The following is a 23,895-nucleotide window of genomic DNA, read 5'->3' on the forward strand; positions in this document are numbered from 1 at the left end:
GGTGGTCCTCCTTCAGGCCGTCGCGGAGCGACGTGAAAATTGCTCCCGATAGTTTTCGATCTGCTCCCTGGCGCCGTCCGGCGCTTGCATGAGGTATCTGGATCATGCTCAACGGCTACGGCTCGACCATCCTCGACGGTGCCTGGCTTACCCTGCAGCTGGCGCTCTCGTCCATTGCAGTGGCCATCTTTCTCGGTCTGCTCGGTGCGGCCTTTCGTCTGTCGCCGATCAAGTGGCTGGCCCTGCTGGGTGAGGCCTACGCCACGGTGATTCGTGGTATCCCCGATCTGGTGCTGATCCTGCTGATCTTCTACGGCGGTCAGGACATCGTGAACCGCGTGGCGCCGCTGCTCGGTTACAACGACTATATCGACATCAACCCCTTTATCGCCGGCGTCGGCACCATGGGCTTTATCTTCGGTGCCTACCTGTCGGAAACCTTCCGCGGTGCCTTTATGGCCATCCCCAAGGGCCAGGCCGAGGCCGGCGCCGCCTACGGCATGAGCAATCTGCAGGTGTTCTTCCGCATCCTGGTGCCGCAGATGATCCGCTTTGCCATTCCCGGCTTCACCAACAACTGGCTGGTGCTGACCAAAGCCACCGCGCTGATTTCCGTGGTGGGTCTGCAGGACATGATGTTCAAGGCCAAGAATGCCGCCGATGCCACCCGCGAGCCGTTCACCTTCTACCTGGCCGTTGCCGGTCTGTATCTGGTGCTGACCAGCGTGTCGCTGCTGGCCCTGCGTTTCCTGGAAAAACGTTATTCGGTCGGCACCAAAGCCGCCGATCTGTGACAGGGGAGCCTCGATGATCTTTGATTTCTCCGTGATCTGGGACAGCCTGCCGCTGTATTTCGGCGGCGTGCTGGTAACCCTGAAGATCCTCCTGATCGCCCTGGCCGGCGGCCTGGCCCTGGCCATTCCCCTGGGCCTGATGCGCGTGTCCAAGTCGGCCTGGGTCAACTTCCCGGCCTGGCTCTACACCTATGTGATCCGCGGCACGCCGATGCTGGTGCAGCTGTTTCTGATCTATTACGGCCTGGCCCAGTTCGAGGCGGTACGGACCAGCTTTATGTGGCCCTACCTGTCCAGTGCCACCTTCTGCGCCTGCCTGGCCTTTGCCATCAACACCAGCGCCTACTCGGCCGAGATCCTCGCCGGCAGCCTAAAGGCCACGCCCCCTGGCGAAATCGAGGCGGCCAAGGCCATGGGCATGTCGCGGGCCAAGCTGTACCGCCGCATCCTCCTGCCTTCGGCCCTGCGCCGGGCGCTGCCGCAGTACAGCAACGAGGTGATCATGATGCTGCACACCACCTCTTTGGCGTCCATCGTCACCCTGGTGGACATCACCGGCGCGGCGCGTACCGTCAGTTCGCGGTTTTACCTGCCCTTCGAGGCCTTTATCACCGCCGGCCTGTTCTACCTGGTGCTGACCTTTATCCTGGTGCGTCTGTTCAAGCTGGCCGAGCGCCGCTGGCTGGCCTACCTGGCCCCGCGCAAGGCCTGAGGCGAGCGACCATGCAGCGTATCGATCAGCCATTGCCCTGGAGTTGCCCCGGCACTGAACGCCAGCTGACGGTGTTCAGATTCGGCAGCGGCCCATGCAAGGCCTATATCCAGGCCAGCCTGCATGCCGACGAGCTGCCGGGCATGCGTGTGGCGGTGGAGCTCAAGCGCCGCCTGGCGGAGCTGGAGACCCAGGGACGGCTGACCGGGGTGATCGAACTGGTGCCTGTGGCCAATCCCATTGGCCTAGGTCAGGTGTTCCAGGCGGCGCAGCAGGGTCGCTTCGAGTTCGCCAGTGGCAAGAATTTCAACCGTGATTTCGTTGACCTGGCCGAGCTGGTGGCCCCCGCCCTTGAGGGGCGTCTGGGCGAGGATGGGCCGGGCAATGTGCGGCTGATCCGTGCCGCGATGCGTGACGCCCTGGATGCCCTGGCGCCGGCCCAGTCCGAGTTGCAGGGCCTGCAGCGGTTGCTCTTGCGGCATGCCTGCGATGCCGATCTGGTGCTCGATCTGCACTGCGATTTTGAGGCGGCGGTGCACCTTTATCTGTTGCCGCAGCAGTGGCCACAGCTGCAGCCCCTGGCTGCACGCCTGCAGGCTGCCGCGGCGTTGACCGTGGAAGACTCCGGTGGCAGTTCCTTCGATGAAGCCTGCGCCTTGCCCTGGCTGGCCCTGGCTCGCCGCTTCCCGCAGGCGCAGATTCCCCAGGGCTGCCTGGCGGTGACCGTGGAGCTGGGGGGCATGGCCGATACCGAGCGGCAGCAGGCTCAGGCCAGTGCCGAGCATATTCTCGCGTTCCTCGCCGAGCAGGGGCTGATCGCCGGTGACTGGCCGGCGGCCCCCAGCCAGTGCTGCGAGGCCACGCCCTTCAGTGGCACCCAGTATGTCTATGCGCCGCATCCCGGTGTGGTCAGCTTCCTGCAGCCGGTCGGCTGCCAGGTCAAGGCCGGTGATGCCCTGTTCGAGGTGATCGACCCCTTGAGCGATCGCCACAGTGTTGTCCACGCCGAAACCAGTGGCGTGCTCTATGCCCGTGAACGGATGCGCTTTGCTCAGCCCGGTCTATGGCTGGCCAAGGTGGCCGGTCGTACCCCAATTCGCCAGGGTCGCTTGCTCAGCGACTGATTCCAGAGAGTGGAAACCATGTACAAACTTGAAGTTCAGGATCTGCACAAGCGTTACGGCAACCATGAAGTGCTCAAGGGTGTGTCCCTGGCCGCCAAGGCCGGTGACGTGATCAGCATCATCGGTTCCAGCGGTTCGGGCAAAAGCACCTTTCTGCGTTGCATCAACATGCTCGAGCAACCCCACGGCGGTAAGATCCTGCTCAATGGCGAGGAACTCAAGCTGGTGGCCAACAAGGACGGTGCGCTCAAGGCCGCCGATCCCAAACAGCTGCAGCGCATGCGCTCGCGCCTGGCCATGGTCTTTCAGCACTTCAACCTGTGGTCGCATATGAGCGCCCTGGAAAACGTCATCGAAGCGCCGGTGCATGTGCTGGGCATGAGCAAGAAGGAGGCCCTGGAGAAGGCTGAGCATTACCTGAACAAGGTCGGCGTGGCCCATCGCAAGGATGCCTATCCGGCCCATATGTCCGGCGGCGAGCAGCAGCGCGTGGCCATTGCCCGGGCCCTGGCCATGGAGCCTGAGGTGATGCTGTTCGACGAGCCGACCTCGGCCCTTGATCCGGAGCTGGTCGGTGAAGTGCTCAAGGTGATGCAGGACCTGGCCCAGGAAGGCCGTACCATGGTGGTGGTGACCCACGAAATGGGCTTTGCCCGCGAGGTGTCCAACCAGCTGATCTTCCTGCACAAGGGGGTGGTGGAGGAGCGTGGCGACCCCCGCGAGGTGCTGGTCAACCCGCAATCCGAGCGCCTGCAGCAGTTTTTGTCCGGCAGCCTGAAGTAAGTGGCGGGCGCCATTTTTTCAGCGGCAACAATTGGTTTGCCTTCGATCATGTTCCCACAGCCCAACAGAGCCTAAACTGCACCCCATGAATGCACACCGAATCGGCTTTTTGCTGTGGCCCTCGACCAAACCCCTGACGCTGGCCCTGGCCGAAGAAGCCCTGCGCGTCGCTCAGCGGGTGCACCCGGAGGTGGTTTACGAGCTGATCTTTATGCAGGCGGAAACCCCCGAACCGGGCGCCTGGCAGCTGCCGGGCGAACCCTGGATGGGGCGCCTTGAGGGCTGTCAGAAGGTCTTTCTGCTGGCTGACGAACCACCGGCCACGGTGGGTTCGGCCCTGGGGGCGGCGCTCAAGCAGCTGGTGCGCGGCGGATGCGTTCTGGGCGCCATTGCCGCCGGGGTCTACCCCCTGGCGCAGCTGGGGCTTCTCGATGGCTACCGCGCTTCGGTGCACTGGCGCTGGCAGGATGACTTTACCGAGCGTTTCCCCAAGGTGATCGCCACCAGCCATCTGTTCGACTGGGATCGCGACCGGCTGAGCGCCTGTGGCGGTCTGGCGGTACTCGATCTGCTGCTGGCCTTGCTGGCCCGCGACCATGGCGCCGAACTGGCCGGTGCGGTGAGCGAGGAACTGGTGGTGGAGCGCATCCGTGAAGGCGGTGAGCGCCAACGCATTCCGCTGCAGAACCGCCTGGGCTCCAGCCATCCCAAGCTGACCCAGGCGGTGCTGCTGATGGAAGCCAATATCGAAGAACCGCTGACCACCGACGAGATCGCCCAGCATGTGTGCGTGTCGCGGCGGCAGCTGGAGCGCATCTTCAAGCAGTACCTCAACCGTGTGCCCAGCCAGTACTACCTGGAACTGCGCCTGAACAAGGCGCGCCAGTTGCTGATGCAGACCAGCAAGTCGATCATCCAGATCGGCCTGTCCTGCGGTTTCTCCTCGGGCCCGCACTTCTCCAGCGCCTACCGCAACTTCTTCGGCGCCACGCCGCGCGAAGACCGCAACCAGCGGCGCAGCAACAGTCCTTTCGAGCTAAGCCCGGCACCGGCCGAGCGCGGCTGAGTCGCACCTGCCGGCCGCCCTGGGCGGTCTGCTGCGGTCTGCTGGCCAGACGCTACCGTTGCACCGGAAAGTGGCATAGGATGATGCCCACATAAGCCGGATAACTATAAAAATGCGCTTATCAACTGGCCTGTTGTGCTACTGCTTGGCTCTGCTACTGCTCTGCCCGGGATCCGTCTGGGCGGATACGCCGCTGATTCTCGATGAGCGCAGTTCGCGCCTCGAACTCAATGCCCATCTGCAATATTTCTCCGGCCCACTGCTGGCCGAGGATGTCCACTCCGCCTTCCTGCTGCCCGACAGCGCCTACACCCAGCACTCCAGCGAGATGCCCAATTTCGGCTTCACCCAGGCCCGCTACTGGTTTCGTACCCAGTTGCTGCAGCCCGGCAGTGACGAGAACTGGCTGCTGGAAGTGCGCTACCCGCCACTGGATCATGTCGATGTGTACCTGCTGGATATGAACGGCGAGGTGCTGCAGGCGGCCCATGGCGGTGATCGGCGGCCGTTCGCCAGCCGCGGCATTCGCAATCGGCACTTCACCGTGTTGCTGCCCATGCCGCTGAATGAGCCGGTCTGGCTTTATATCCGGGTGCAGACCGATGGTTCGCTGCAGTTGCCAGCGGTATTGACCCGCCCTGAGCAGTTTGTTGCCGACTCGCGCCACGAACAGTATGTACTGGGGCTCTACTACGGCATTTTGCTCTCTCTGCTGCTGTACAACCTGCTGAGCTATGTGTCGATCCGGGATAACAGTTACCTCTATTACATTTTCTATATCGGCTCCTATGCGCTGTTCCAGATGACCCTCAATGGCTTGGCCTTCGAGCATCTGTGGCCCGATGCCCCGGCCTGGAACAACCGGGCACTGCCGTTTCTGATCTGTTTGTCGATGTTTGCCCTGATGCTGTTGACCCGTACCTTTCTGCGCACGGGCAGCAGTGCTTCGTCTATGGATCGCCTGCTCAAGTTCACCGCTCTGGCCCTGGTTCTGACGGCTCTGGGCAGCCTGTTCATGCCTTACAACCCGGCCATCCGCCTGGCGTCGGCGGTGGGGGTCATCGGCCCTATCGTGGTGTTCTGTGTCGGGGCCAACAGCCTGCTCAGGGGCTATCGCCAGGCGCGCTTCTTTCTTCTGGCGTTTAGTGTGCTGCTGGTGGGGATGGCCATGTACGCACTGAAAACCTTTCACCTGCTGCCCGGTAACTCGATTACCGAGAACGGCCTGCAGATCGGCTCGGCCTTGCAGATGATTCTGCTGGCCTTTGCCCTGGCTGACCGCATGCGTCTGCTCAAGGAGGCCAACGTCAAGATCGAGCAGGAGGCTCGCCAGCGCCTGGAGTTGCGGGTGGCGGAGCGTACTCGGGAACTCAATACGGCGCTGGCCGAGTTGGAAGGCAAGAACCAACTGCTGAGTGAACTGAACACCATCGATGGCCTGACCGGGGCGCGCAACCGCGCCTATCAGGATCAGCTGCTGGCCACCGAGTGGGCCAGGGCCTATCGGCACAAACGGCCGGTCTCGGTGCTGATGGTGGATATCGACCATTTCAAGGCGATCAACGATAACCATGGCCACCAATGCGGCGATGCGGCGCTCAAACAGGTGGCGCAGATTATCCAGACCTACCTGAAACGTTCGGCCGATGTGCTGTGCCGTTACGGTGGTGAGGAGTTTATGGTCATTCTCCCGGAAACCGACGCCGAGGGGGCTTGCGCCCTGGCCGAGAGTATCCGCCAGGCCCTGGCAGTTGCCGAAATCGTCACGGCCAAGCGCCAGCTCAGGCTGACCGTGAGCATCGGCGTGGCCAGCTGTGTGCCCGAGACTGCGGATACACAGGCCATTGCGGCGCTGATCGGTGCGGCCGATGGTGCCCTCTATGCGGCCAAGGCCGGGGGCCGCAATCAGGTCAGATCAGCTTATTCAGGCGCTGCTGATACCGCTGACTGCTGAGTGGCCTGGCTTGTTTCTGCGTCTATGCAGCTGTGCGCAGCCAGCTGCGCCATTGCGCCCTTGGCCGTCACCACCAAGGTGGACGCCAGGGGCAGACCGGCGCTGGCCAGGGCCTGAACGAGCCAGGTATTGCAGGTATTGAACAATGAGTAGCGGCCCTTGGCCGGGTAGAAGCGGCTATGGCCATGCAGGCCGGGGCCCAGGGGACGCAGGCGGCCGTCCGGGCCAGGGCTGAAGGTCGCCGCGATACTGTCCAGCAGGCGCTGCTGGCCGGCGGCGTCGAGGCTCAGGTGCAGCACTGTGGCGCCGGAGTAGTAGCGTGCGGCACTGCTCGGTATCTGCAGCAGATGCAGCACGCTGCCGCCAGAGCCGAACAGGGCGCGCAGGGCCTGTCCTGCGCCGGGATCGTCGGCCTGGTAGAAGCTCGCGTCGCCCCAGCCGAGTTCGATATGGCCGCTGGGGCTAAAGTCCTCGGCCAATTGCGGCAGGCGTTGCAGCAGGGCTTCGGCGCTGACCACCAGGCCGGTGTGCAGACCATGATCGACCACCTGCACCCTGGGCCCAGCAGGGCAAAGCGGCGCGACTGGTGCTGCCGGGTTGGCGGCGCAGCCAAGCGGCAGCACAAGGAGCAGCAGGAGCAGCAAGCGTGTGCGCATCAGCGGTGCATCCATGGGGTACCGGGCAACCATAGATCAGCGCGGCGGCCGCCGCTATCGGTCGGCTGACGGACAACCAGGCCAGAGCGGGCCTTAAGCGCTGTCCTTGGCGCGGCGCGGATACAGGCTCTGGCCACAGCGGCTGCAGAAGGCCGCTTCGGCTTCATGATGTGGCTTGTCACAGTGGGGGCAAGGGCGCCCTTGTGTCTGCTCGCCACGCATGGCGTTGGCCAGTTCTGCCGTGAAAATTCCTGTCGGCACCGCAATGATCGAGTAGCCGGTGATCATCACCAGGGTCGACAGGGCCTGGCCCAGAGGCGTTTTCGGCACGATATCGCCGAAACCCACGGTGGTCAGCGTCACCACCGCCCAGTAGATGCTTTTCGGGATGCTGGTAAAGCCGCTGGCGGGGCCTTCGATCACATACATCAGGGTGCCGAAGACCGTGACCAGTGTGGCAATGGTGGCGAAAAACACGATGATCTTCTGCTTGCTGCCGCGCAGGGCGGTGAGCAGAAAGTTGGCCTGGCGCAGGTAGGGGCTGAGCTTGAGTACGCGAAAGACCCGCAGCATGCGGATGACCCGGATGATCATCAGGTACTGGGCATCGGCGAAGAACAGGCTCAGGATCGCCGGCAGGATGGCCAGCAGGTCGATCAGGCCGAAGAAACTGAAGGCATAGCGCAGCGGTTTGGGCGAACAGTACAGGCGTACCCCGTATTCGATGGCGAACAGTGCGGTAAAGCCCCATTCCAGAATGTTCAGGGGCAGGCTGTACTGGTTGTGAATCTCGTCGATGCTGTCGAGCATCACCACCACCAGGCTGGCCAGGATGGTCAGCAGCAGCCAGCGGTCGAAACGCTGACCGGCCTCGGTGTCGGTATGGAAGATGATGGTGTAGAGGCGCTGGCGCCAGTCTTGCGCGCTATCCATGGGCTGAGTTGGCTCGGGTGGTGACGGGAAGGACCCAGCCTAGGGAGTTTTATCCTGTGGATGCAAGCCTTTGTCCCGCCTGGGCAGGGGTGTGCAGTCGTCTGCGGCCTGTTGCAGCAGGCGCCGGCTGGCGCTGATCAGCCAGCAGCTGAGGATAAAGGGCATGGTCAGGGCCGGCAGGCCCAGGGCGCTGAAGCCGGGTTGCAGCAGCAATGCCAGGACAATTCCCAGGAGCGGCAGCCAGGGGCGCCGATGCACCTGGCCGAGGGCGATGGCGGCCAGGGCGGCGTTATAGCCATACAGGCCGGCGCTGGCGCCTTGGGTTGGCCAAGACTGGTACAGTGCCAGGGCCAGGCCGCCGGCCGAGCCCAGTAGCGCCCAGCAGGCGGCATGCCGGTCGGCCAGCCACAGGCCGATAAACAGGCACAGCCCGGCCAGGGGATGGTCGAGAAAGATCACCTGACCCAGGCCTCGCACGGTCGCCTCCAGGCTGGTCAGCCAGCTGAGTGATGCCTGCGCGTTGACCGCCTCCGACTGCGCTGGCAAGTGCAGGGGAGCCGTCAGCCAGAGCAGCAGCCAGCCCAGAGCAACAAAGGGGAAGGTAAAGGCCGGCAGCCATCGGTGCTCGCGCATGCGCCGCATCCAGGGGGCGAGCAGCAGGCTGGAGAGGGCGGCGCTGGTGATAATCAGCAGGGCCAGCAACGCTGACCAGTCGATTGTCAGGCTGAGCAGCAGGCCGAGCAGGATGCCGTTGTAACCATACAAGCCCATGGCGATATCGGCCCCGGGGTAGCCGCGCCAGCGGGCGGTCAGGGTGCTGCCGAGCGCGCCAAGCAGGGCGCCAGCCAACAAGTGCGGTGCGCCAATGGCGATGGCCAGCAGCACCAGCAGGCCGCAGCCGGCATGGGTCTGCAGAAAGATCTGGCTAAAGCCGTTAAGCAGGGAGTGGAGACCACGTAGCGCGGCTTGGTAGAAGGGGCGTGGCGACATGCTGGTTTCGGACTGATCCGCCATAAAAAGAGGCGCCCGTTATGGGCGCCTGCAAACTGGCAAAGCCAGCGTGGGATAGTGCTGTAGGGTCGCATCGCTAGCAGGCCGTTGAAAAACGTAGGCGAGGCAGGCAAGACAAGGCAAAAGCGGCCGAAAAAGCGGAGTTTACGTGTTGTAAATGAGCATTTTGAGGCCGTTTTTAACGCAGGATTGCCCACGCAGGTAGTTTTTCAACGGCCTGCTAGACGCTGTAGGGTGGATGACGCTTTTTTCATCCACCATCGCGGTTGGTGGATGGGGGAAGCGTCATCCACCCTACGGGGCGGCCCGCTAACGCAGGGTTTCGATGCGCAGGCTATTGGTGCTGCCCGGCTGGCCGAAGGGCTCGCCGGCGGTGATCACCAGGGTGTCGCCGGCCTGGGCCATGCCTTGCGCCTGGGCGATTTCCAGGGCGGTGCGGGTGACGTCTTCGACCTTGTGCAGACGCTCGTTGACCACTGAGTACACGCCCCAGGCCACGGACAGGCGGCGCGCGGTGTCCAGGCTCGGGGTCAGGCTGAGGATCGGCGCCTTGGGCCGCTCGCGGGAGGCGCGCAGGCTGGAGCTGCCCGATTCCGTATAGTTGACCAGGGCCGCCACCGGCAGGATGGCGCTGATGCGGCGGATGGCGCAGCTGATGGCGTCGCTGGCGGTGGCCTCGGCTTCGGGGCGGCTGACGTCGAGCTGGGCCTGGAAGTCCGGGCCGTTCTCCACCTGGCGGATGATCTTGCTCATCATCTGCACCGCTTCCTGGGGGTAGTCACCGGAGGCGGTTTCCGCCGACAACATCACCGCATCGGCCCCTTCGGCCACGGCATTGGCCACGTCGGTGACCTCGGCGCGGGTCGGTGCCGGGGAGAAGCGCATGGATTCGAGCATCTGCGTGGCCACCACCACCGGCCGGCCGAGCTGGCGGCAGGTGCGGATAATGTCCTTCTGGATGCGTGGCACGTTCTCGGCCGGCACTTCCACGCCCAGGTCGCCGCGGGCGACCATGATCGCGTCGCACAGGCGGGCGATTTCTTCCAGATGCTGCACCGCCGAGGGCTTCTCGATCTTGGCCATCAGGAAAGCCTTGCCCTGAATCAGCTCGCGGGCCTCGATGATGTCTTCGGGGCGCTGGACGAAGGACAGCGCCACCCAGTCCACGCCCAGCTCCAGGCCGAAGGTCAGGTCGCGGCGATCCTTCTCGGTCAGTGGGCTCAGCTGCAGCACCGCCTCGGGTACGTTGACCCCCTTGCGGTCGGACAGCTCGCCGCCGGCGATCACCTGGGTGATCACCGCGTCGCGCTCCTTGGCGGTGACCTGCAGGCGCAGGCGGCCATCGTCCAGCAGCAGGCTCATGCCCGGCTGCAGCGCTTCGATGATTTCCGGGTGGGGCAGGTTGACCCGGCTGGCATCGCCCGGAGTGCTGTCCAGGTCCAGGCGCAGGCTCTGCCCGTTGACCAGCTGCACCTTGCCTTCGGCAAATTTACCGACGCGCAGCTTCGGCCCCTGCAGGTCCATGAGGATGCCGATGGGGGTGTTCAGCTCGCGCTCCACCTCGCGCACCCACTGGTAGCGCTGGGCGTGGTCGGCGTGCTCGCCGTGGCTGAAGTTGAGGCGGAACAGATTGACGCCGTTTTCCACCAGCTGACGGACAGCTGCCACGCCACTGATGGCGGGGCCGAGGGTGGCGAGGATCTTCACTTTCTTGTTGGCATTCATTGGGCAGAACCTTCGAGGATCAGAATGGCGCGGAAATCGTTGACATTGGTACGGGTCGGCCCGGTGACGATCAGTTGATCCAGGGCGGCGAAGTAGCCATAGCCGTTGTTGTTGTCCAGTTCATCGCTGCTGCTGAGCCCCAGGGCGGCGGCGCGGGCATAGCTGTCCGGGGTCATCAGGGCGCCGGCGTTGTCTTCCGAGCCGTCGATGCCATCGGTGTCGCCGGCCAGGGCGTAGACGCCGGGCAGGCCCTTGAGGCTGTCGGTGAGACTCAGCAGGAATTCGGCATTGCGCCCGCCACGGCCATTGCCGCGCACGGTCACCGTGGTTTCGCCACCGGAGAGAATCACGCAGGGCGCCTTGACTGGCTGGCCATGCAGCAGCACCTGGCGGGCGATGCCGGCATGCACCTTGGCCACCTCGCGGGATTCGCCTTCCAGGTCGCCGAGAATCAGCACATTCAGGCCGGCTTCACGCACCTTGGCGGCGGCCGCATCCAGGGACTGCTGGGGGCGGGCGATCAGCTGGAAATGGCTGCGCGACAGCACCGGGTCGCCGGGCTTGACCGTTTCCGAGGCCGGGTTCTGCAGCCAGGCGCGCACATTGGCCGGAATCTCGATGCCATAGCGGGCGAGAATGGCCAGGGCCTCGGCCGAGGTGGTGGGGTCGGCCACGGTGGGACCGGAGGCGATCACCGTAGCCTCGTCGCCCGGTACGTCGGAAATCGCATAGGTGTAGACGCTGGCCGGCCAGCAGGCCTTGGCCAGACGACCGCCCTTGATCGCCGAGAGGTGCTTGCGCACGCAGTTCATCTCGCCGATGGTGGCGCCGGATTTGAGCAGCGCCTTGTTGACGGCCTGCTTGTCTTTGAGGGTGATGCCCTCGGCCGGCAGGGCCAGCAGGGACGAGCCACCGCCGGAGAGCAGGAAGATCACCTTGTCGTCTTCGCCGAGGCCCGAGCACAGCTCCAGCACTCGACGCGCCACGCGTTCACCGGCATCGTCCGGCACCGGGTGGGCGGCTTCCACCACCTCGATCTTCTGGCAGTTGGCACCGTGCTCGTAGCGGGTCACTATCAGGCCGCTGACCTCGCCCTGCCATTCGCGCTCGACCACCTCGGCCATGGCCGCGGCAGCCTTGCCGGCGCCAATGACGACGACGCGGCCGTTGCGCTCGGCCGGGAGAAAGTCGGCCAGCACCTGGCGCGGGTGGGCGGCGTCGATGGCGCTGGCGAATAGGTCACGTAGCAGACGTTGCGGATCGAGGGTCATGGCGATCTCTCTGGTTGTTCAACTCTGATTCTAGTGCGCAGCGGCCTGGCTCAAGCCGCTCTGCACTGGAATCGATCCACCCGGCTGACAGGCCGTGACACCGCCTGCCGGGCAGATCGAAAGGGTTGGCGAAAACACCCCCTCTCCCTAACCCTCTCCCATGAATGGAAGAGGGGACTGGTCGCGGCACGGGATCAAGACCAGCGCCGCGATGTTGCGCCCCTCTCCCGCATGCGGGAGAGGGGCTGGGGGAGAGGGTGCTGTGTTACTCGCCGCGGATATTGAAGTTGGCCATATGCTCCAGGCCCTTGATCAGCGCCGAGTGGTCCCAGCCAGCGCCGCCGATGGCCGCACAGGTGCTGAACACCTGCTGGGCGTTGGCGGTGTTGGGCAGATTCAGGCCCAGCTCGCGGGCGCCGCTCAGCGCCAGATTGAGGTCCTTCTGGTGCAGGCTGATGCGGAAGCCCGGATCGAAGGTGCCCTTGATCATGCGCTCGCCGTGCACTTCGAGGATCTTCGAGCCGGCGAAACCGCCCATCAGTGCCTCGCGTACCTTGGCCGGATCGGCGCCGTTCTTGGCGGCGAACAGCAGGGCCTCGGCCACTGCCTGGATGTTCAGGGCGACGATGATCTGGTTGGCCACCTTGGCGGTCTGGCCGTCGCCGTTGCCGCCGACGCGGGTGATGTTCTTGCCCATGGCCTGCAGCAGCGGCAGGGCGCGCTCGAAGGCATTCGGGCAGCCACCGACCATGATGCTCAGGGTGGCGGCCTTGGCGCCCACTTCACCGCCGGACACCGGGGCGTCCAGGTAGGCGGCGCCGGTGGCCTTGATCTTCTCGGCGAAGACCTTGGTGGCGGTGGGGGAGATCGAGCTCATGTCGATCACCACCTTGCCGGCGCCCACGCCCTCGGCGACACCGTCCTTGCGGAACAGCACGTCTTCGACCTGGGGGGTGTCCGGCACCATGATGATGATGAACTCGGCTTCCTGGGCCACTTCACGCGGGTTGGCCAGGCCGATGCCGTTGTCGCCGATCAGCTCGGCCGGGGCCTTCTCGAAGTGCTCGGAGAAGAACAGGGTGTGGCCGGCTTTCTGCAGGTTCTGAGCCATGGGCTTGCCCATGATGCCGGTGCCGATAAATCCGATTTTAGCCATGAGTAGAGTCTCCTCAGATTGCGTTGTGCGCTTTCATCCAGCCGAGGCCGGCAGCGGTGGTGGTTGCCGGCTTGTATTCACAGCCGATCCAGCCCTGGTAGCCGATACGGTCCAGGTGCTCGAAGAGAAAGCGGTAGTTGATCTCGCCGGTGCCCGGCTCGTTGCGACCCGGGTTGTCGGCCAACTGCACGTGGTTGATGGCGGTCAGGTTGCTTTCCACGGTGCGGGCCAGGTCACCTTCCATGATCTGCATGTGGTAGATGTCGTACTGCAGATACAGGTTGGAGCTTGCGACCTTGTCGCGAATGGCCAGGGCCTGCTTGGTGGTGCTGAGGTAGAAGCCGGGGATATCGCGGGTGTTGATGGCTTCCATGACCAGCTTGATGCCGGCGGCTTCGAGCTTGGCTGCGGCAAAGCGCAGGTTGTCGACGAAAGTCGCCTCGACGGTGGCGCAGTCATAGCCCTGCGGGCGGATGCCGGCCAGGCAGTTGATCTGCGTATTGCCCAGTACCTGGGCGTAGGCGATGGCCTTGTCCACGCCGGCACGGAATTCCTCGACCCGATCCGGATGGCAGGCGATACCGCGCTCACCAGCGGCCCAGTCGCCGGCCGGCAGGTTGAACAGCACCTGGGTCAGCTGGTTGGCGTCCAGGCGGGCCTTGATATCTTCCACCAGGTAGTCATAGGGGAAGAGGTATTCCACGCCGCTGAAACCGGCTTGGGCGGCGGCGGCGAAGCGGTCCAGAAAGTCCACCTCGGTGAACAGCATGGACAGGTTGGCAGCAAAACGGGGCATGGTTGGCTCCTTTTGTTTGTCTCCCCTCTCTCATTTATGGGAGAGGGGCCGGGGGAGAGGGGATGTGGTAACGCAACCCTCTCCCTAGCCCTCTCCCGCAAGCGGGAGAGGGGATTAGTTGCGTCAGTCCAGCAGCGAGATGGCGGTCGGTGCATCGGCACCGCGCTCGGCCAGTTCCTCGAACTCGTTGATGGCGTTGATCTCGGTACCCATGGAGATGTTGGTGACCCGCTCCAGGATGATCTCCACCACCACCGGCACGCGGTGTTCGGCCATCAGGCGCTTGGCTTCGGCGAAGGCGTTCTGCAGCTCGTTGGGGTCGAACACGCGGATCGCCTTGCAGCCCAGGCCCTCGACCACGGCCACGTGATCCACGCCGTAACCGTTGATTTCCGGCGCGTTGATGTTCTCGAACGCCAGCTGCACGCAGTAGTCGATGTCGAAGCCGCGCTGCGCCTGACGGATCAGGCCCAGGTAGGAGTTGTTCACCAGCACGTGGATGTACGGCAGGTTGAACTGCGCGCCGACGGCCAGCTCCTCGATCATGAACTGGAAGTCGTAGTCGCCGGACAGCGCCACCACCTTGCGGGTCGGGTCGGCCTTGACCACGCCCAGCGCCGCCGGGATGGTCCAGCCCAAGGGGCCGGCCTGACCGCAGTTGATCCAGTGGCGCGGCTTGTACACATGCAGGAACTGCGCGCCGGCGATCTGCGACAGACCGATGGTGCTGACGTAGCAGGTGTCCTTGCCGAAGGCTTCGTTCATCTCCTCGTACACACGCTGCGGCTTGGCCGGCACGTTGTCGAAGTGGGTCTTGCGCTGCAGGGTGCGCTTGCGCTCGCGGCAGGACTCGACCCAGGCGCTGCGATCCTTCAGCTTGCCGGCGGCTTGCCACTCGCGGGCTACCTCAAGGAAAGCGTCCAGGGCGCTGCCGGCATCGGAAACGATGCCCAGATCCGGGTTGAATACGCGGCCGATCTGGGTCGGTTCAATGTCGACGTGGATAAATTTGCGACCTTGGGTGTAGACGTCCACCGAACCGGTGTGGCGGTTGGCCCAGCGGTTGCCGATACCGAATACCAGGTCGGATTCCAGCAGGGTGGCGTTGCCGTAGCGGTGGCTGGTCTGCAGACCGACCATGCCGACCATCAGCTTGTGGTCATCCGGGATCACGCCCCAGCCCATCAGGGTCGGCACCACCGGTACGCCGGTCAGCTCGGCGAATTCCACCAGCTTGTCGGCGGCGTCGGCGTTGAAGATACCGCCACCCGCGACCAGCAGCGGGCGCTCGGCTTCATTGAGCAGGGCGATGGCTTTTTCCGCCTGCACCCGGTTGGCCGCCGGCTTGGCCAGCGGCAGGGGCTCGTAGGCGTCGATATCGAATTCGATCTCGGCCATCTGCACGTCGAACGGCAGGTCGATCAGCACCGGGCCTGGGCGGCCGCTGCGCATTTCATAGAAGGCGCGCTGGAAGGCGCGCGGCACCTGGCCGGGCTCCATCACGGTGGTGGCCCACTTGGTCACAGGCCCCACGATGCTGGTGATATCGACGGCCTGGAAGTCTTCCTTGTGCATGCGGGCGCGCGGTGCCTGCCCAGTGATGCAGAGGATTGGGATGGAGTCGGCGCTCGCCGAATACAGGCCGGTGACCATGTCGGTGCCGGCCGGACCGGAGGTGCCGATGCACACGCCGATATTGCCGGCATTGGTGCGGGTGTAACCCTCGGCCATATGCGAGGCGCCTTCGACGTGGCGGGCCAGGACGTGGTCGATACCGCCGACTTTCTTCAGTGCAGCGTACAGGGGGTTGATGGCGGCGCCGGGGATGCCGAACGCAGTGTCAACGCCTTCGCGGCGCATCACCAGTACGGCGGCCTCGATTGCTCTCATTTTGGCCATTGTCTTGTGCCTCGTTTGTTTTCAGATTGTATACAAAACAGCTGCGACCGATTCTATTCATGAGTTGACCTGAGGGTCAACAAATTTATTGGCCGCTTATCCGTCTGGGAAAAAATCTTTTAAAACAGGCGTTTTAGCTGGGGTGCGCGCGGCGCTGCGCTGCGTCTCGATCTAAATGTATACAAATAGTCTTTATATTGTGTACGACTATTGAAATTTCTATTTCTGCTGGGATAGTGGAGGCGAGTTCTGTGTGGTCGCCGGCCTTTCGCTCCTGCCTGGAGCACCCGGTGGGCGGCCTGTCCGAAGATTTCTGCTTGAGTAGGAAGGTTGAAAATGAGTCTGTTGAACCTGAATGTCGCTACCACCCTGACTAGCCGCGCCCTGGCCGTGGGCCGTGAGATTGGCGCGGCGCCCCTGACCGTGGCCGTGCTGGATGCCGGCGGGCACCTGATCAGCCTGCAGCGCGAGGACGGCGCCAGCCTGCTGCGCCCGCAGATCGCCATCGGCAAGGCCTGGGGCGCCCTGGCCCTGGGCAAGGGCTCGCGCCTGATCGCCGCCGATGCGCAGCAGCGTCCGGCCTTTATCGGGGCGGTGAACAATCTGGCTGAAGGCAATCTGGTGCCGGCGCCGGGTGGCGTGCTGATCCGTACAGCCCAGGGCGAGCTGATCGGCGCCATCGGCATTACCGGCGACACCTCGGATATCGATGAGCAATGTGCGGTCAGCGCCGTGCAGTCGGTTGGCCTGCAGGCCGATGCAGGGGTGGTGTAGCCGCTGGGCCGGGTTTTATCGATCCACCACCCTGGTGGATGTGCTGCGCGACATCCACCCTACGGGTCGGCGTGCTTCTGTGTAGGGTGGATCGCGCTTTATCGAACCACCGTTGTGGTGGATGTGCTGTGCGACATCCACCCTACGGGTCGGCGTGCTTCTGCGTAGGGTGGATCGCGCTTTATCGATCCACCGTTGTGGTGGATGTAGACGCGACATCCACCCTACGGGTCTGCGTGCTTCTGCGTAGGGTGGATCGCGTTTTATCGATCCACCGCTCTGGCGGATGTAGAAAACGACATCCGCCCTACGAATCAACGGGGGCGAGAAAGGGTCAGGCGCGGGTTACCAGCTCGGAGGCCGCCGGCTGGCTTTCGTCGATCTCGCAGCCCTTGAGCACCAGGCGGATGATGGTCTGGGCGGCGGCTTCGTAGTCGGCTTCGTCCAGGCTGGCCTTGCCGGTGACGGTGGAGATCTGCCAGTCGAAGTCGGCGTAGGTCTGGGTCGCGGCCCAGATGCTGAACAGCAGATGATGCGGGTCGACCGCGGCCATCAGGCCCTGGTCGATCCAGCGCTGGATACAGGCGATATTGTGCTTGGCCTGGGCATTGAGCTGCTCGGTCTGCTCGGCCGACAGGTGCGGCGCACCGTGCATGATCTCGCTGGCGAACACCTTGGAGGCGAAGGGCAGTTCGCGGGAAATGCGGATCTTCGAGCGGATATAGGCCTTGAGCACCTCGCCCGGGCGACCCGGCTGGTTGAACGGCGCGGAGGCGTCCAGCAGCGGTTCGATAATGCTTTCCAGCACCTCGCGGTAGAGGTTTTCCTTGGATTTGAAGTAGTAGTAGACGTTGGGCTTGGGTACCCCGGCCTTGGCCGCGATATCGCTGGTCTTGCTGGCGGCGAAGCCCTTGTCGGCGAATTCTTCACTGGCTGCGCGCAGGATCAGCTCTCTATTGCGCTCGCGGATACTGGTCATAAGGCCCTGTGATTAAGCATGGCGCCCGGCTCCGGGCGGCGGCCTGGCATGGTAGCATCGGCCTTGCGCGAGTCTCAAGCAGGCGCCAGGCGGCCTGGAGCGATTCTCTGACTCGCTGGTCAAGTAATTGTGTACAAGATCGGAAATTTCTGTTTCCATCTTGCCTATTGCTTCCATAACAAAAAGTCTCGGCGCTTTGCGCTTCAGGAGACAAGCCGTGCACAACACCCAGCTGGTAGACCCTTTCGGTCGGCGTATCACCTATCTGCGGCTGTCGGTCACCGACCGCTGCGATTTCCGCTGCACCTACTGCATGGGTGAAGACATGCAGTTCGCGCCCCGCGAGCAGATCCTCAGCCTGGAGGAACTGTATGCCGTGGCCGATGCCTTTATCGGCCTGGGGGTCAAGCGCATCCGCATCACCGGCGGCGAGCCCCTGGTGCGCAAGAACCTGCTGAGTCTGCTCGAACGCCTGGGCCAGCGCCCGGAGCTGGAAGACCTGGCCATTACCAGCAACGGCTCACAGCTTCACGAGATGGCTGGCGCACTGCGTGCGGCCGGGGTCAAACGCCTGAATATCAGCCTGGATTCGCTGCAGCGCGAGCGCTTTGCCGCCTTTACCAGGCGTGACAAGCTCGACCAGGTGCTGGCCGGCATCGAGGCCGCCCGGGCCGCGGGCTTTAGCAAGATCAAGCTCAATACCGTGGTGCAGAGCGGACGCAATGACGATGAGGTGCTCGATCTGGTCGAGTTCGCCATCGCGCGCGGTCTGGATATCAGCTTTATCGAGGAAATGCCCCTGGGCAGCGTGGTCAGCCACCAGCGCCAGCAGACCTTCTGCTCCAGCGATGAGGTGCGTGCCCGTATCGAGCAGCGCCATCAGCTGGTGCGCAGCAGCAAGACCACCGGCGGGCCGTCGCGCTACTGGCAGGTGCTGGGCAGTGACACCCAGGTGGGCTTTATCTCGCCCCATAGCCATAACTTCTGCGGCGACTGCAACCGCGTGCGGGTGACCGCCGAAGGCAAGCTGGTGCTCTGCCTGGGGCATGACAATGCCCTGGACTTGAAGGCGCTTATGCGTGCCCATCCCGGTGACAGCCAGCGCCTGCGCGAGGCCCTGGTGGCTGCCCTGCAGCTCAAGCCCGAGCGCCATCACTTCCAGCAGGACGAGCAGGTTCAAGTCGTCAGGTTTATGAGCATGACCGGCGGTTAATCCGCTCCCCTGGCCGCCGCTCGCGGCCATCAGCCGATTCCTTTATCCATCACTCACCCGGAGGGTTGCCGTGAAGCTTCCACGCGCCTGCAGTTTATTCGCCCTGGTGTTTTCCAGCACCAGCCTCGCCGAAAGCTATGTGATCGGCGTGGAGAAACTGGCTTTCGCCCCGCACTACAGCATCGACGCCCAGGGCCAGTACCAGGGCTTTGCCCGCGAACTGTTCGACCTGTTCGCCGGCCATAGCGGGGTGCAGCTGAGCTACAGGCCCATGGCCGTGGAGCAATTGCTGCCGGCCCTGCTCAAGGGCGAGGTGGACTTCAAGTACCCGGACAGCCCCAGCTGGGCCCAGGCGCAGAAGGCCGGGCAGACCCTGAGCTACAGCCAGGGCGTAGTCGACTATGTGGACGGCGTGCTGGTGGCGCCCAAGCGTCACGGCCAGGGCCTGGAGGGCATCAAGCGCCTGGCCATGGTCAAGGGCTGGACACCCTGGGGCTATCAGCAACGCATCGAGGCCGGTGCCATTGAATTGACCTACAGCGACGACCTGCGCCAGATGATCCGCCAGGCCCTGAAGAAGGACAGCGACGGCGCCTATTTCAACGTGGTGGTGGCCACCCACTATCTGGACAACCTGAGTTCGCGCCCCGGCGCCCTGATCTTCGACGCCGGGCTGCCCCATGAACGTGGCAGCTACCACCTGTCCACGCGCAAGCACGACCAGCTGCTGGCGCGTTTTGACCGCTTCCTGCAGGAGCGTCAGAACGACGTGGCAGCGCTCAAAGCCAAGTATCAGGTCGAGGCTCACCTGGATTCCGAGCTGATCGGCGTGGAGCAGTGGAAGCGCGACTTTATTCAGCGGCAGAAGGCCAAGCAGGGACAATAGTCGCGTGTGCGCACCCATACTGGCCGTGCATCACGGGTGCGCACGGCGCACCCTATCGATCCAGTTCTGCTGCCGGCTCAGTGCAACTGACCGAAAGCAACACGCTATTCGGATAGGGCCAGCAAAAAGGGGGATAACCTGATGGTTATCCCCCTTTTTGTGTTGCCGGTTTGCCGCTTAGAAGTGGTACTTGACCAGGGCCTGTACCGCGGTCTGATCGAAGTCCTTGGAGCCGTCGATCGGGCGTACGCCGTACTTGTTGTTCCACATGTTCACCTCGGTGCCCACGTAGAGCTTGCGGCCTTCACCAAACAGGGCCTTGCCGGCGTCCCACTTGATCTGGATGGAGGAGCCCAGCGAGGTCTGGGTGCCGGCGTCCTTGGACGGGGCGCGCCAGTCGATATAACCGTCGATCACGAAGTCCTGCTCGCCGATGGCGAAGGGGTAGGCGCCGCTGACGGTCAGCTGGTAGGTGTGGCCGTTGCCCTTGTCCGAGGCCTTGAAGTCATGGTCGAAGAAGATGTGGTTGTTGACCTTGACCGCATACAGGTTGGCATTCAGGTAGGCGAAGCCGGGAGCGTTCCAGGCGGTGCCGATACCGTACAGGTAGTTTTCGGTGCCCGGGCCGCCGTTGCCCTTCTCGTAGGTGAAGGCGGCGTAGACATCCTTGAGCGGGCCGACGGACAGGTCCTGGCCGGTCAGCCAGCTCAGGCTGACACGGGGCGACAGCTCCATATAGTAGAAGCTGTTCTTGCGCTCCTGTTCCAGGTTGGCGAAGGTGCTGCCGCGCGACTGGGTGTTATCGGCGCGCACATAGTCGACAAAGCCGAACATATCGCCCCAAACCCAGCCACTGGCGTGCTCGAAGGTGAAGGTGGTCTGGGTCTTCTGTTCTTCGTCGAACTGACCTTCGTTAAAGCTTTCGCCGTACAGGTAGGACAGGCTGTTGTCCTGCCAGAATAGTGGGCCTTCGGCGAGGGCCTGCTGGCTGGCGAACACTGCGCCGGCCAGGGCGATGGAGTAGGGGAGGTGCTTGAGCTTCATCGGTTTTCCTTGTTGTTAGGGATGTGCTGCAACCTGCACAGGACAGCATGCAGGGGTGAGGGACCTCGGTATTGCTGGGTGACCGGGCATCGGGATGCTGATGCCGGTATGGCCATGACGCTGGCCGGGCAGGGGTGGCCTGCCCGACCGTCATGGGCCCTTAGTTAATGGGTGCGCCCTGGTCGATCCACTGGCCGAGCAGGTCGCGCTCGTCCTGGGTCATCTGGGTGATATTGCCCAGGGGCATGATTTGGGTGGCGACGGTCTGCGCATGGATCTTGGCGACCTGGGCCTTGATCTGCTCGGGGGTGTCGAGCATAAAACCGGCCGGCGCGGTGCTGAACATCGGGCTGCTCGGGGTGGCCGAGTGGCACACGGTGCAACGCGCCTGGATCACGCTTTCGACCTTGGCGAAGTCGGCGCTGCCGGCACTGGCGACCTGGCTAGCCGGTGCCTGTTCGGCAGTGGCGCTTTCCGCTACCTCCTCGACCTTGGCCAGGGTGGCGCTGGCCGGTTGCTCGGCGGCTGCCACTGGAGCCGCGCTCGGCGCACGGTGTACCGGGGCGGTGACATAGGCCAGGCAGATCATGCCCAGGGCCGCGGCCGGCAGGGTCCAGACATACTTGCCGCTGTCGTGACGGGTGTTGAAGTAGTGGCGTACCAGCACAGCCAGCACCGCGATACCAGCCAGGATCAGCCAGTTGTACTCACTGCCGTAGGTGCTCGGGAAGTGGTTGCTGATCATGATGAACAGCACCGGCAGGGTGAAGTAGTTGTTGTGACGCGAGCGCAGCAGGCCCTTGGCCGGCAGCAGCGGATCGGGTGTGGTGTTGGTTTCGATCGCCTTAACCAGCGAGCGCTGGGCCGGCATGATGGTGAAGAACACGTTGCCGACCATGATGGTGCCGATAATGGCGCCGACATGGATATAGGCCGCGCGGCCGCTGAAGATCTGGCTGAAGCCGTAGGCTGCGGCGATCACCAGGACGAACAGCACGGCGCCGAGCAGGGCCGGGCGCTTGCCCAGGGGCGAATCGCACAGCAGGTGGTAGATCACATAGCTGGCCGCCATGGAACCCAGGCCAATGGCAATGCCCATGGCCGGGTCCAGGGCCACGCCGGGCTTGATCAGGTACAGGCTGGGGTTGAGGTAGTACACCACCAGCAGCAGGGCCACGCCCGAGAGCCAGGTGGCATAGGCCTCCCATTTGAACCAGTGCAGGTTCTCCGGCATTTTCGGCGGCGCCAGCTTGTACTTTTCCAGGTGGTAGATGCCGCCGCCGTGAATCGCCCAGAGGTCGCCCGACAGGCCCTCGCGGGGATTGCTGCGGTTGAGGTTGTTCTCCAACCAGACGAAATAGAAGGATGCGCCGATCCAGGCGATACCGGTGATCATATGGATCCAGCGGATGCCCAGGTTGAGCCATTCGGTGAAATGTGCTTCCACAATCAGTACCTCTTTCCCGCAAGCCGACAGGCCGGCTGCAGGCTTCTCTTATTGGTGGGGTGCGAGGAGGAGTAACTCGTCCTCATTGAAGAAATGCTCATCGCAGTTGTTGCCGGAACCACTGCGATCAACCACCAGGAAGTCATCCCGCTTTTCGATCGTCAGCACCGGGTGGTGCCAGACGCCGCGATGGTAATTGATGCCCTGCCTGCCATTACTGAGGAAGGCACGGACGGACCCTGATACAGGTGCATCGCCAGCCGGCGCGACCACGATCAGAAAGGGGTTGCCGAGCAGCGGAACAAAGGCCTGGCTGCCCAGCGGATGGCGCTCCAGCATGCGCACGGTGTGCGGCATCGGCAGCGCCTCGGCGCTGAAGATGCTGATGATCGCCCGGTCTTCAGGCTGGGCGGTCTCGATCGTGGCCAGCTTGTGATAGCGACGGGTGGAGCCGTTGTTGATCATGAAGAACTCGCTGCCGTCGGTTTCGATCACGTCACCGAAGGGGGCGAAGGCTTCTTTGCTTAACGGCTCGATGGTCAGTGTGCGCATGGTGACTCGCTGATAATCGGAGTGTGGTGTAGGAGCCAGCTTGCTGGCGATCAAGGCGCTAACGCATCGCCAGCAAGCCGGCTCCTACAGTGTCGGTTGTGTTTACTTGCTCACCTTGCCGAACAGGCGCAGACGGCTGATGCCACCGTCCGGGAACACGTTGACCCGTACATGGGTAATCGGCCCCAGGGCGTTGATCTGCTCGACGAACTCGTGCTCGGCGTGCATCGACAGCTTCTGGCTCGGCAGCAGTTCGCGCCAGAACAGGCTCTGGGTCTCGATCTGGGCATCGGTGCCGCCCTTGACGAAGGCGCCCTGGATCGAGCAGCTGTCCGGGTAGTTGCCCTTGAAGTGCAGGGTGTCGACCACGATGCGCTCGATTTCGCCCGGGTGGCCCAGGGCGACGATCACCCAGTCATTGCCCGGGGTACGGCGGCGGGCGGTTTCCCAGCCGTCACCCATGTTGATGCCGCGGCCGGGGTTGAGGATGTTGCTCATGCGGCCGAAGTGCTCGTCCGAGCAGGCCAGGGCGCGGCCGCCGTTAAGGGCGGCAGCCAGGTCGATCTGCTCGTTGTCGCCGACATTGCTCCAGTCGCGGAAGGGGATGCCGTACACGCGCAGGCGGGCCACGCCGCCGTCCGGGTAGATATTGAAGCGCAGGTGGGTAAAGGCCTGGGCGTTGTCGATTTCGTGGTAGTGGTGGCTGTTGCCCTGCAGGGTCACCGCCGGCAGCACTTCAGTCCAGGTGGTGTCATCGCTCGGATCGCCTTCGGCGACAAAGCAGCCTTCCAGGGACGCCGAGGGCGGGAAGTTGCCGGTGAAGTGGCTGGTGTCGATATCCACGCCTTTGATGGAGCCCGGCACGCCCAGGCGGATCACCGCATGGTCGTAGCCTTCGAAGCGCTTGCGGCGCGATTCCCAGCCATCCATCCATTTGCCGTTGTCGTCGAACACGCCTTCCTTCCAGACGGCCGGGGTCGGCTGGAACAGGCGGTTGACGTCGGCGAACCAGTCGTCGGTAACCGAGATGGCCTGGGTGCCCAGGCGGGCGTCGGCCAGGTTGACGTATTTCTCGAAGGGTACGGCGTAAGCTTTCATGTCGGGTCTGCCTTGATGGTGG

The 23,895-nt window shown here is 63.7% G+C and carries 22 protein-coding genes; 9 read left to right on the forward strand and 13 right to left on the reverse strand.

What is annotated here, in order from left to right; all coding sequences use genetic code 11:
* Positions 1-104: 104 nt before the first annotated feature.
* The 6 genes from GJV18_RS09605 (at position 105) to GJV18_RS09630 (ending at position 6,433) form a co-directional block, all read left to right on the forward strand.
* Positions 105-794: an ABC transporter permease gene (locus GJV18_RS09605; protein WP_160344825.1), complete on the forward strand. Its 690-nt coding sequence runs from the start codon at positions 105-107 to the stop codon at positions 792-794.
* Between the two features lie 13 nt (positions 795-807).
* Positions 808-1,506, forward strand: a complete 699-nt coding sequence (locus GJV18_RS09610; protein WP_160344827.1) for an ABC transporter permease — start codon at positions 808-810, stop codon at positions 1,504-1,506.
* Between the two features lie 11 nt (positions 1,507-1,517).
* Positions 1,518-2,630: a succinylglutamate desuccinylase/aspartoacylase family protein gene (locus GJV18_RS09615; RefSeq protein ID WP_160344829.1), complete on the forward strand. Its 1,113-nt coding sequence runs from the start codon at positions 1,518-1,520 to the stop codon at positions 2,628-2,630.
* A gap of 18 nt (positions 2,631-2,648) precedes the next feature.
* A complete protein-coding gene (locus GJV18_RS09620; protein ID WP_160344831.1) occupies positions 2,649-3,413 on the forward strand; it encodes an ABC transporter ATP-binding protein in 765 nt (254 codons plus the stop codon).
* Between the two features lie 85 nt (positions 3,414-3,498).
* Positions 3,499-4,479: a transcriptional regulator ArgR gene (argR, locus tag GJV18_RS09625; protein ID WP_160344833.1), complete on the forward strand. Its 981-nt coding sequence runs from the start codon at positions 3,499-3,501 to the stop codon at positions 4,477-4,479.
* A 145-nt stretch (positions 4,480-4,624) separates the two neighbouring features.
* Positions 4,625-6,433: a sensor domain-containing diguanylate cyclase gene (locus tag GJV18_RS09630; RefSeq protein WP_160344835.1), complete on the forward strand. Its 1,809-nt coding sequence runs from the start codon at positions 4,625-4,627 to the stop codon at positions 6,431-6,433.
* Here GJV18_RS09630 and GJV18_RS09635 read toward each other — a convergent pair.
* From GJV18_RS09635 to gcl, 8 genes are all read right to left on the reverse strand, one after another.
* Positions 6,400-7,089 carry a DUF2459 domain-containing protein gene (locus GJV18_RS09635; RefSeq protein WP_160344837.1) on the reverse strand — a complete coding sequence of 230 codons (690 nt, stop codon included), beginning with the start codon at positions 7,087-7,089 and terminating at the stop codon, positions 6,400-6,402. The two genes, GJV18_RS09630 and GJV18_RS09635, sit on opposite strands and share 34 nt — an antisense overlap.
* A 93-nt stretch (positions 7,090-7,182) precedes the next feature.
* Positions 7,183-8,022: an ion transporter gene (locus GJV18_RS09640; protein ID WP_160344839.1), complete on the reverse strand. Its 840-nt coding sequence runs from the start codon at positions 8,020-8,022 to the stop codon at positions 7,183-7,185.
* Between the two features lie 39 nt (positions 8,023-8,061).
* Complete coding sequence (locus GJV18_RS09645; protein WP_160346068.1) at positions 8,062-9,012, reverse strand: urea transporter; 951 nt, start codon at positions 9,010-9,012, stop codon at positions 8,062-8,064.
* A gap of 330 nt (positions 9,013-9,342) precedes the next feature.
* Positions 9,343-10,758, reverse strand: coding sequence for a pyruvate kinase (pyk, locus tag GJV18_RS09650; protein WP_160344841.1), 1,416 nt, complete (start codon positions 10,756-10,758; stop codon positions 9,343-9,345).
* Positions 10,755-12,029: a glycerate kinase type-2 family protein gene (locus GJV18_RS09655; RefSeq protein ID WP_160344843.1), complete on the reverse strand. Its 1,275-nt coding sequence runs from the start codon at positions 12,027-12,029 to the stop codon at positions 10,755-10,757. Before GJV18_RS09655 ends, pyk begins: the two co-directional genes overlap by 4 nt.
* 265 nt (positions 12,030-12,294) lie before the next feature.
* Complete coding sequence (locus GJV18_RS09660) at positions 12,295-13,185, reverse strand: 2-hydroxy-3-oxopropionate reductase (protein WP_160344845.1); 891 nt, start codon at positions 13,183-13,185, stop codon at positions 12,295-12,297.
* Positions 13,186-13,198: 13 nt separating this feature from the next.
* Positions 13,199-13,981, reverse strand: a complete 783-nt coding sequence (gene hyi, locus GJV18_RS09665) for a hydroxypyruvate isomerase (RefSeq protein WP_160344847.1) — start codon at positions 13,979-13,981, stop codon at positions 13,199-13,201.
* 123 nt (positions 13,982-14,104) lie between these two features.
* On the reverse strand, positions 14,105-15,880 hold the full coding sequence (gene gcl, locus GJV18_RS09670) for a glyoxylate carboligase (protein ID WP_160344849.1): 1,776 nt from the start codon (positions 15,878-15,880) through the stop codon (positions 14,105-14,107).
* Positions 15,881-16,216: 336 nt separating this feature from the next.
* Between gcl and GJV18_RS09675 the strand changes: the two genes are divergently transcribed.
* Positions 16,217-16,654 carry a GlcG/HbpS family heme-binding protein gene (locus GJV18_RS09675; protein WP_160344851.1) on the forward strand — a complete coding sequence of 146 codons (438 nt, stop codon included), beginning with the start codon at positions 16,217-16,219 and terminating at the stop codon, positions 16,652-16,654.
* Positions 16,655-16,988: 334 nt separating this feature from the next.
* On the opposite strand, the gene GJV18_RS09680 is transcribed toward GJV18_RS09675, so the two are convergent.
* The gene (locus tag GJV18_RS09680; protein ID WP_160344853.1) at positions 16,989-17,633 is read right to left on the reverse strand and encodes a TetR/AcrR family transcriptional regulator; all 645 of its coding nucleotides are present in this window, start codon (positions 17,631-17,633) and stop codon (positions 16,989-16,991) included.
* A 217-nt stretch (positions 17,634-17,850) separates the two neighbouring features.
* Between GJV18_RS09680 and moaA the strand changes: the two genes are divergently transcribed.
* Together moaA and GJV18_RS09690 are read left to right on the forward strand one after the other, a co-directional pair.
* Entirely contained in the window at positions 17,851-18,846 is a 996-nt protein-coding gene (gene moaA, locus GJV18_RS09685; RefSeq protein WP_160344855.1) for a GTP 3',8-cyclase MoaA, read from the forward strand.
* A gap of 70 nt (positions 18,847-18,916) precedes the next feature.
* The gene (locus tag GJV18_RS09690; RefSeq protein ID WP_160344857.1) at positions 18,917-19,732 is read left to right on the forward strand and encodes a substrate-binding periplasmic protein; all 816 of its coding nucleotides are present in this window, start codon (positions 18,917-18,919) and stop codon (positions 19,730-19,732) included.
* A 177-nt stretch (positions 19,733-19,909) separates the two neighbouring features.
* Here the strand turns inward: GJV18_RS09690 and GJV18_RS09695 are convergent, their stop codons facing one another.
* From GJV18_RS09695 to alc, 4 genes are all read right to left on the reverse strand, one after another.
* The gene (locus GJV18_RS09695) at positions 19,910-20,776 is read right to left on the reverse strand and encodes an outer membrane protein OmpK (RefSeq protein ID WP_160344859.1); all 867 of its coding nucleotides are present in this window, start codon (positions 20,774-20,776) and stop codon (positions 19,910-19,912) included.
* A gap of 160 nt (positions 20,777-20,936) precedes the next feature.
* Entirely contained in the window at positions 20,937-22,223 is a 1,287-nt protein-coding gene (locus GJV18_RS09700; RefSeq protein ID WP_160344861.1) for a urate hydroxylase PuuD, read from the reverse strand.
* 48 nt (positions 22,224-22,271) lie between these two features.
* On the reverse strand, positions 22,272-22,775 hold the full coding sequence (locus GJV18_RS09705) for an ureidoglycolate lyase (RefSeq protein ID WP_160344863.1): 504 nt from the start codon (positions 22,773-22,775) through the stop codon (positions 22,272-22,274).
* A gap of 102 nt (positions 22,776-22,877) precedes the next feature.
* Positions 22,878-23,873 carry an allantoicase gene (gene alc / locus GJV18_RS09710; protein WP_160344865.1) on the reverse strand — a complete coding sequence of 332 codons (996 nt, stop codon included), beginning with the start codon at positions 23,871-23,873 and terminating at the stop codon, positions 22,878-22,880.
* Positions 23,874-23,895: the final 22 nt, after the last annotated feature.

This window comes from Pseudomonas xionganensis (assembly GCF_009763245.1).
Taxonomy (GTDB): Bacteria; Pseudomonadota; Gammaproteobacteria; order Pseudomonadales; family Pseudomonadaceae; genus Aquipseudomonas; species Aquipseudomonas xionganensis.

What these genes read in the sequence shown, in the direction of transcription:
- GJV18_RS09680 (WP_160344853.1), bottom strand. Translation starts at nt 17,633, where the DNA reads ATGACCAGTATCCGCGAGCGCAATAGAGAGCTGATCCTGCGCGCAGCC.
- GJV18_RS09610 (WP_160344827.1), top strand. Translation starts at nt 808, where the DNA reads ATGATCTTTGATTTCTCCGTGATCTGGGACAGCCTGCCGCTGTATTTC.
- GJV18_RS09655 (WP_160344843.1), bottom strand. Translation starts at nt 12,029, where the DNA reads ATGACCCTCGATCCGCAACGTCTGCTACGTGACCTATTCGCCAGCGCC.
- alc (WP_160344865.1), bottom strand. Translation starts at nt 23,873, where the DNA reads ATGAAAGCTTACGCCGTACCCTTCGAGAAATACGTCAACCTGGCCGAC.
- GJV18_RS09660 (WP_160344845.1), bottom strand. Translation starts at nt 13,185, where the DNA reads ATGGCTAAAATCGGATTTATCGGCACCGGCATCATGGGCAAGCCCATG.
- GJV18_RS09705 (WP_160344863.1), bottom strand. Translation starts at nt 22,775, where the DNA reads ATGCGCACACTGACCATCGAGCCGTTAAGCAAAGAAGCCTTCGCCCCC.
- GJV18_RS09615 (WP_160344829.1), top strand. Translation starts at nt 1,518, where the DNA reads ATGCAGCGTATCGATCAGCCATTGCCCTGGAGTTGCCCCGGCACTGAA.
- GJV18_RS09645 (WP_160346068.1), bottom strand. Translation starts at nt 9,012, where the DNA reads ATGTCGCCACGCCCCTTCTACCAAGCCGCGCTACGTGGTCTCCACTCC.
- GJV18_RS09605 (WP_160344825.1), top strand. Translation starts at nt 105, where the DNA reads ATGCTCAACGGCTACGGCTCGACCATCCTCGACGGTGCCTGGCTTACC.
- argR (WP_160344833.1), top strand. Translation starts at nt 3,499, where the DNA reads ATGAATGCACACCGAATCGGCTTTTTGCTGTGGCCCTCGACCAAACCC.
- gcl (WP_160344849.1), bottom strand. Translation starts at nt 15,880, where the DNA reads ATGGCCAAAATGAGAGCAATCGAGGCCGCCGTACTGGTGATGCGCCGC.
- GJV18_RS09635 (WP_160344837.1), bottom strand. Translation starts at nt 7,089, where the DNA reads ATGCGCACACGCTTGCTGCTCCTGCTGCTCCTTGTGCTGCCGCTTGGC.
- GJV18_RS09675 (WP_160344851.1), top strand. Translation starts at nt 16,217, where the DNA reads ATGAGTCTGTTGAACCTGAATGTCGCTACCACCCTGACTAGCCGCGCC.
- GJV18_RS09640 (WP_160344839.1), bottom strand. Translation starts at nt 8,022, where the DNA reads ATGGATAGCGCGCAAGACTGGCGCCAGCGCCTCTACACCATCATCTTC.
- GJV18_RS09620 (WP_160344831.1), top strand. Translation starts at nt 2,649, where the DNA reads ATGTACAAACTTGAAGTTCAGGATCTGCACAAGCGTTACGGCAACCAT.
- pyk (WP_160344841.1), bottom strand. Translation starts at nt 10,758, where the DNA reads ATGAATGCCAACAAGAAAGTGAAGATCCTCGCCACCCTCGGCCCCGCC.
- hyi (WP_160344847.1), bottom strand. Translation starts at nt 13,981, where the DNA reads ATGCCCCGTTTTGCTGCCAACCTGTCCATGCTGTTCACCGAGGTGGAC.
- GJV18_RS09695 (WP_160344859.1), bottom strand. Translation starts at nt 20,776, where the DNA reads ATGAAGCTCAAGCACCTCCCCTACTCCATCGCCCTGGCCGGCGCAGTG.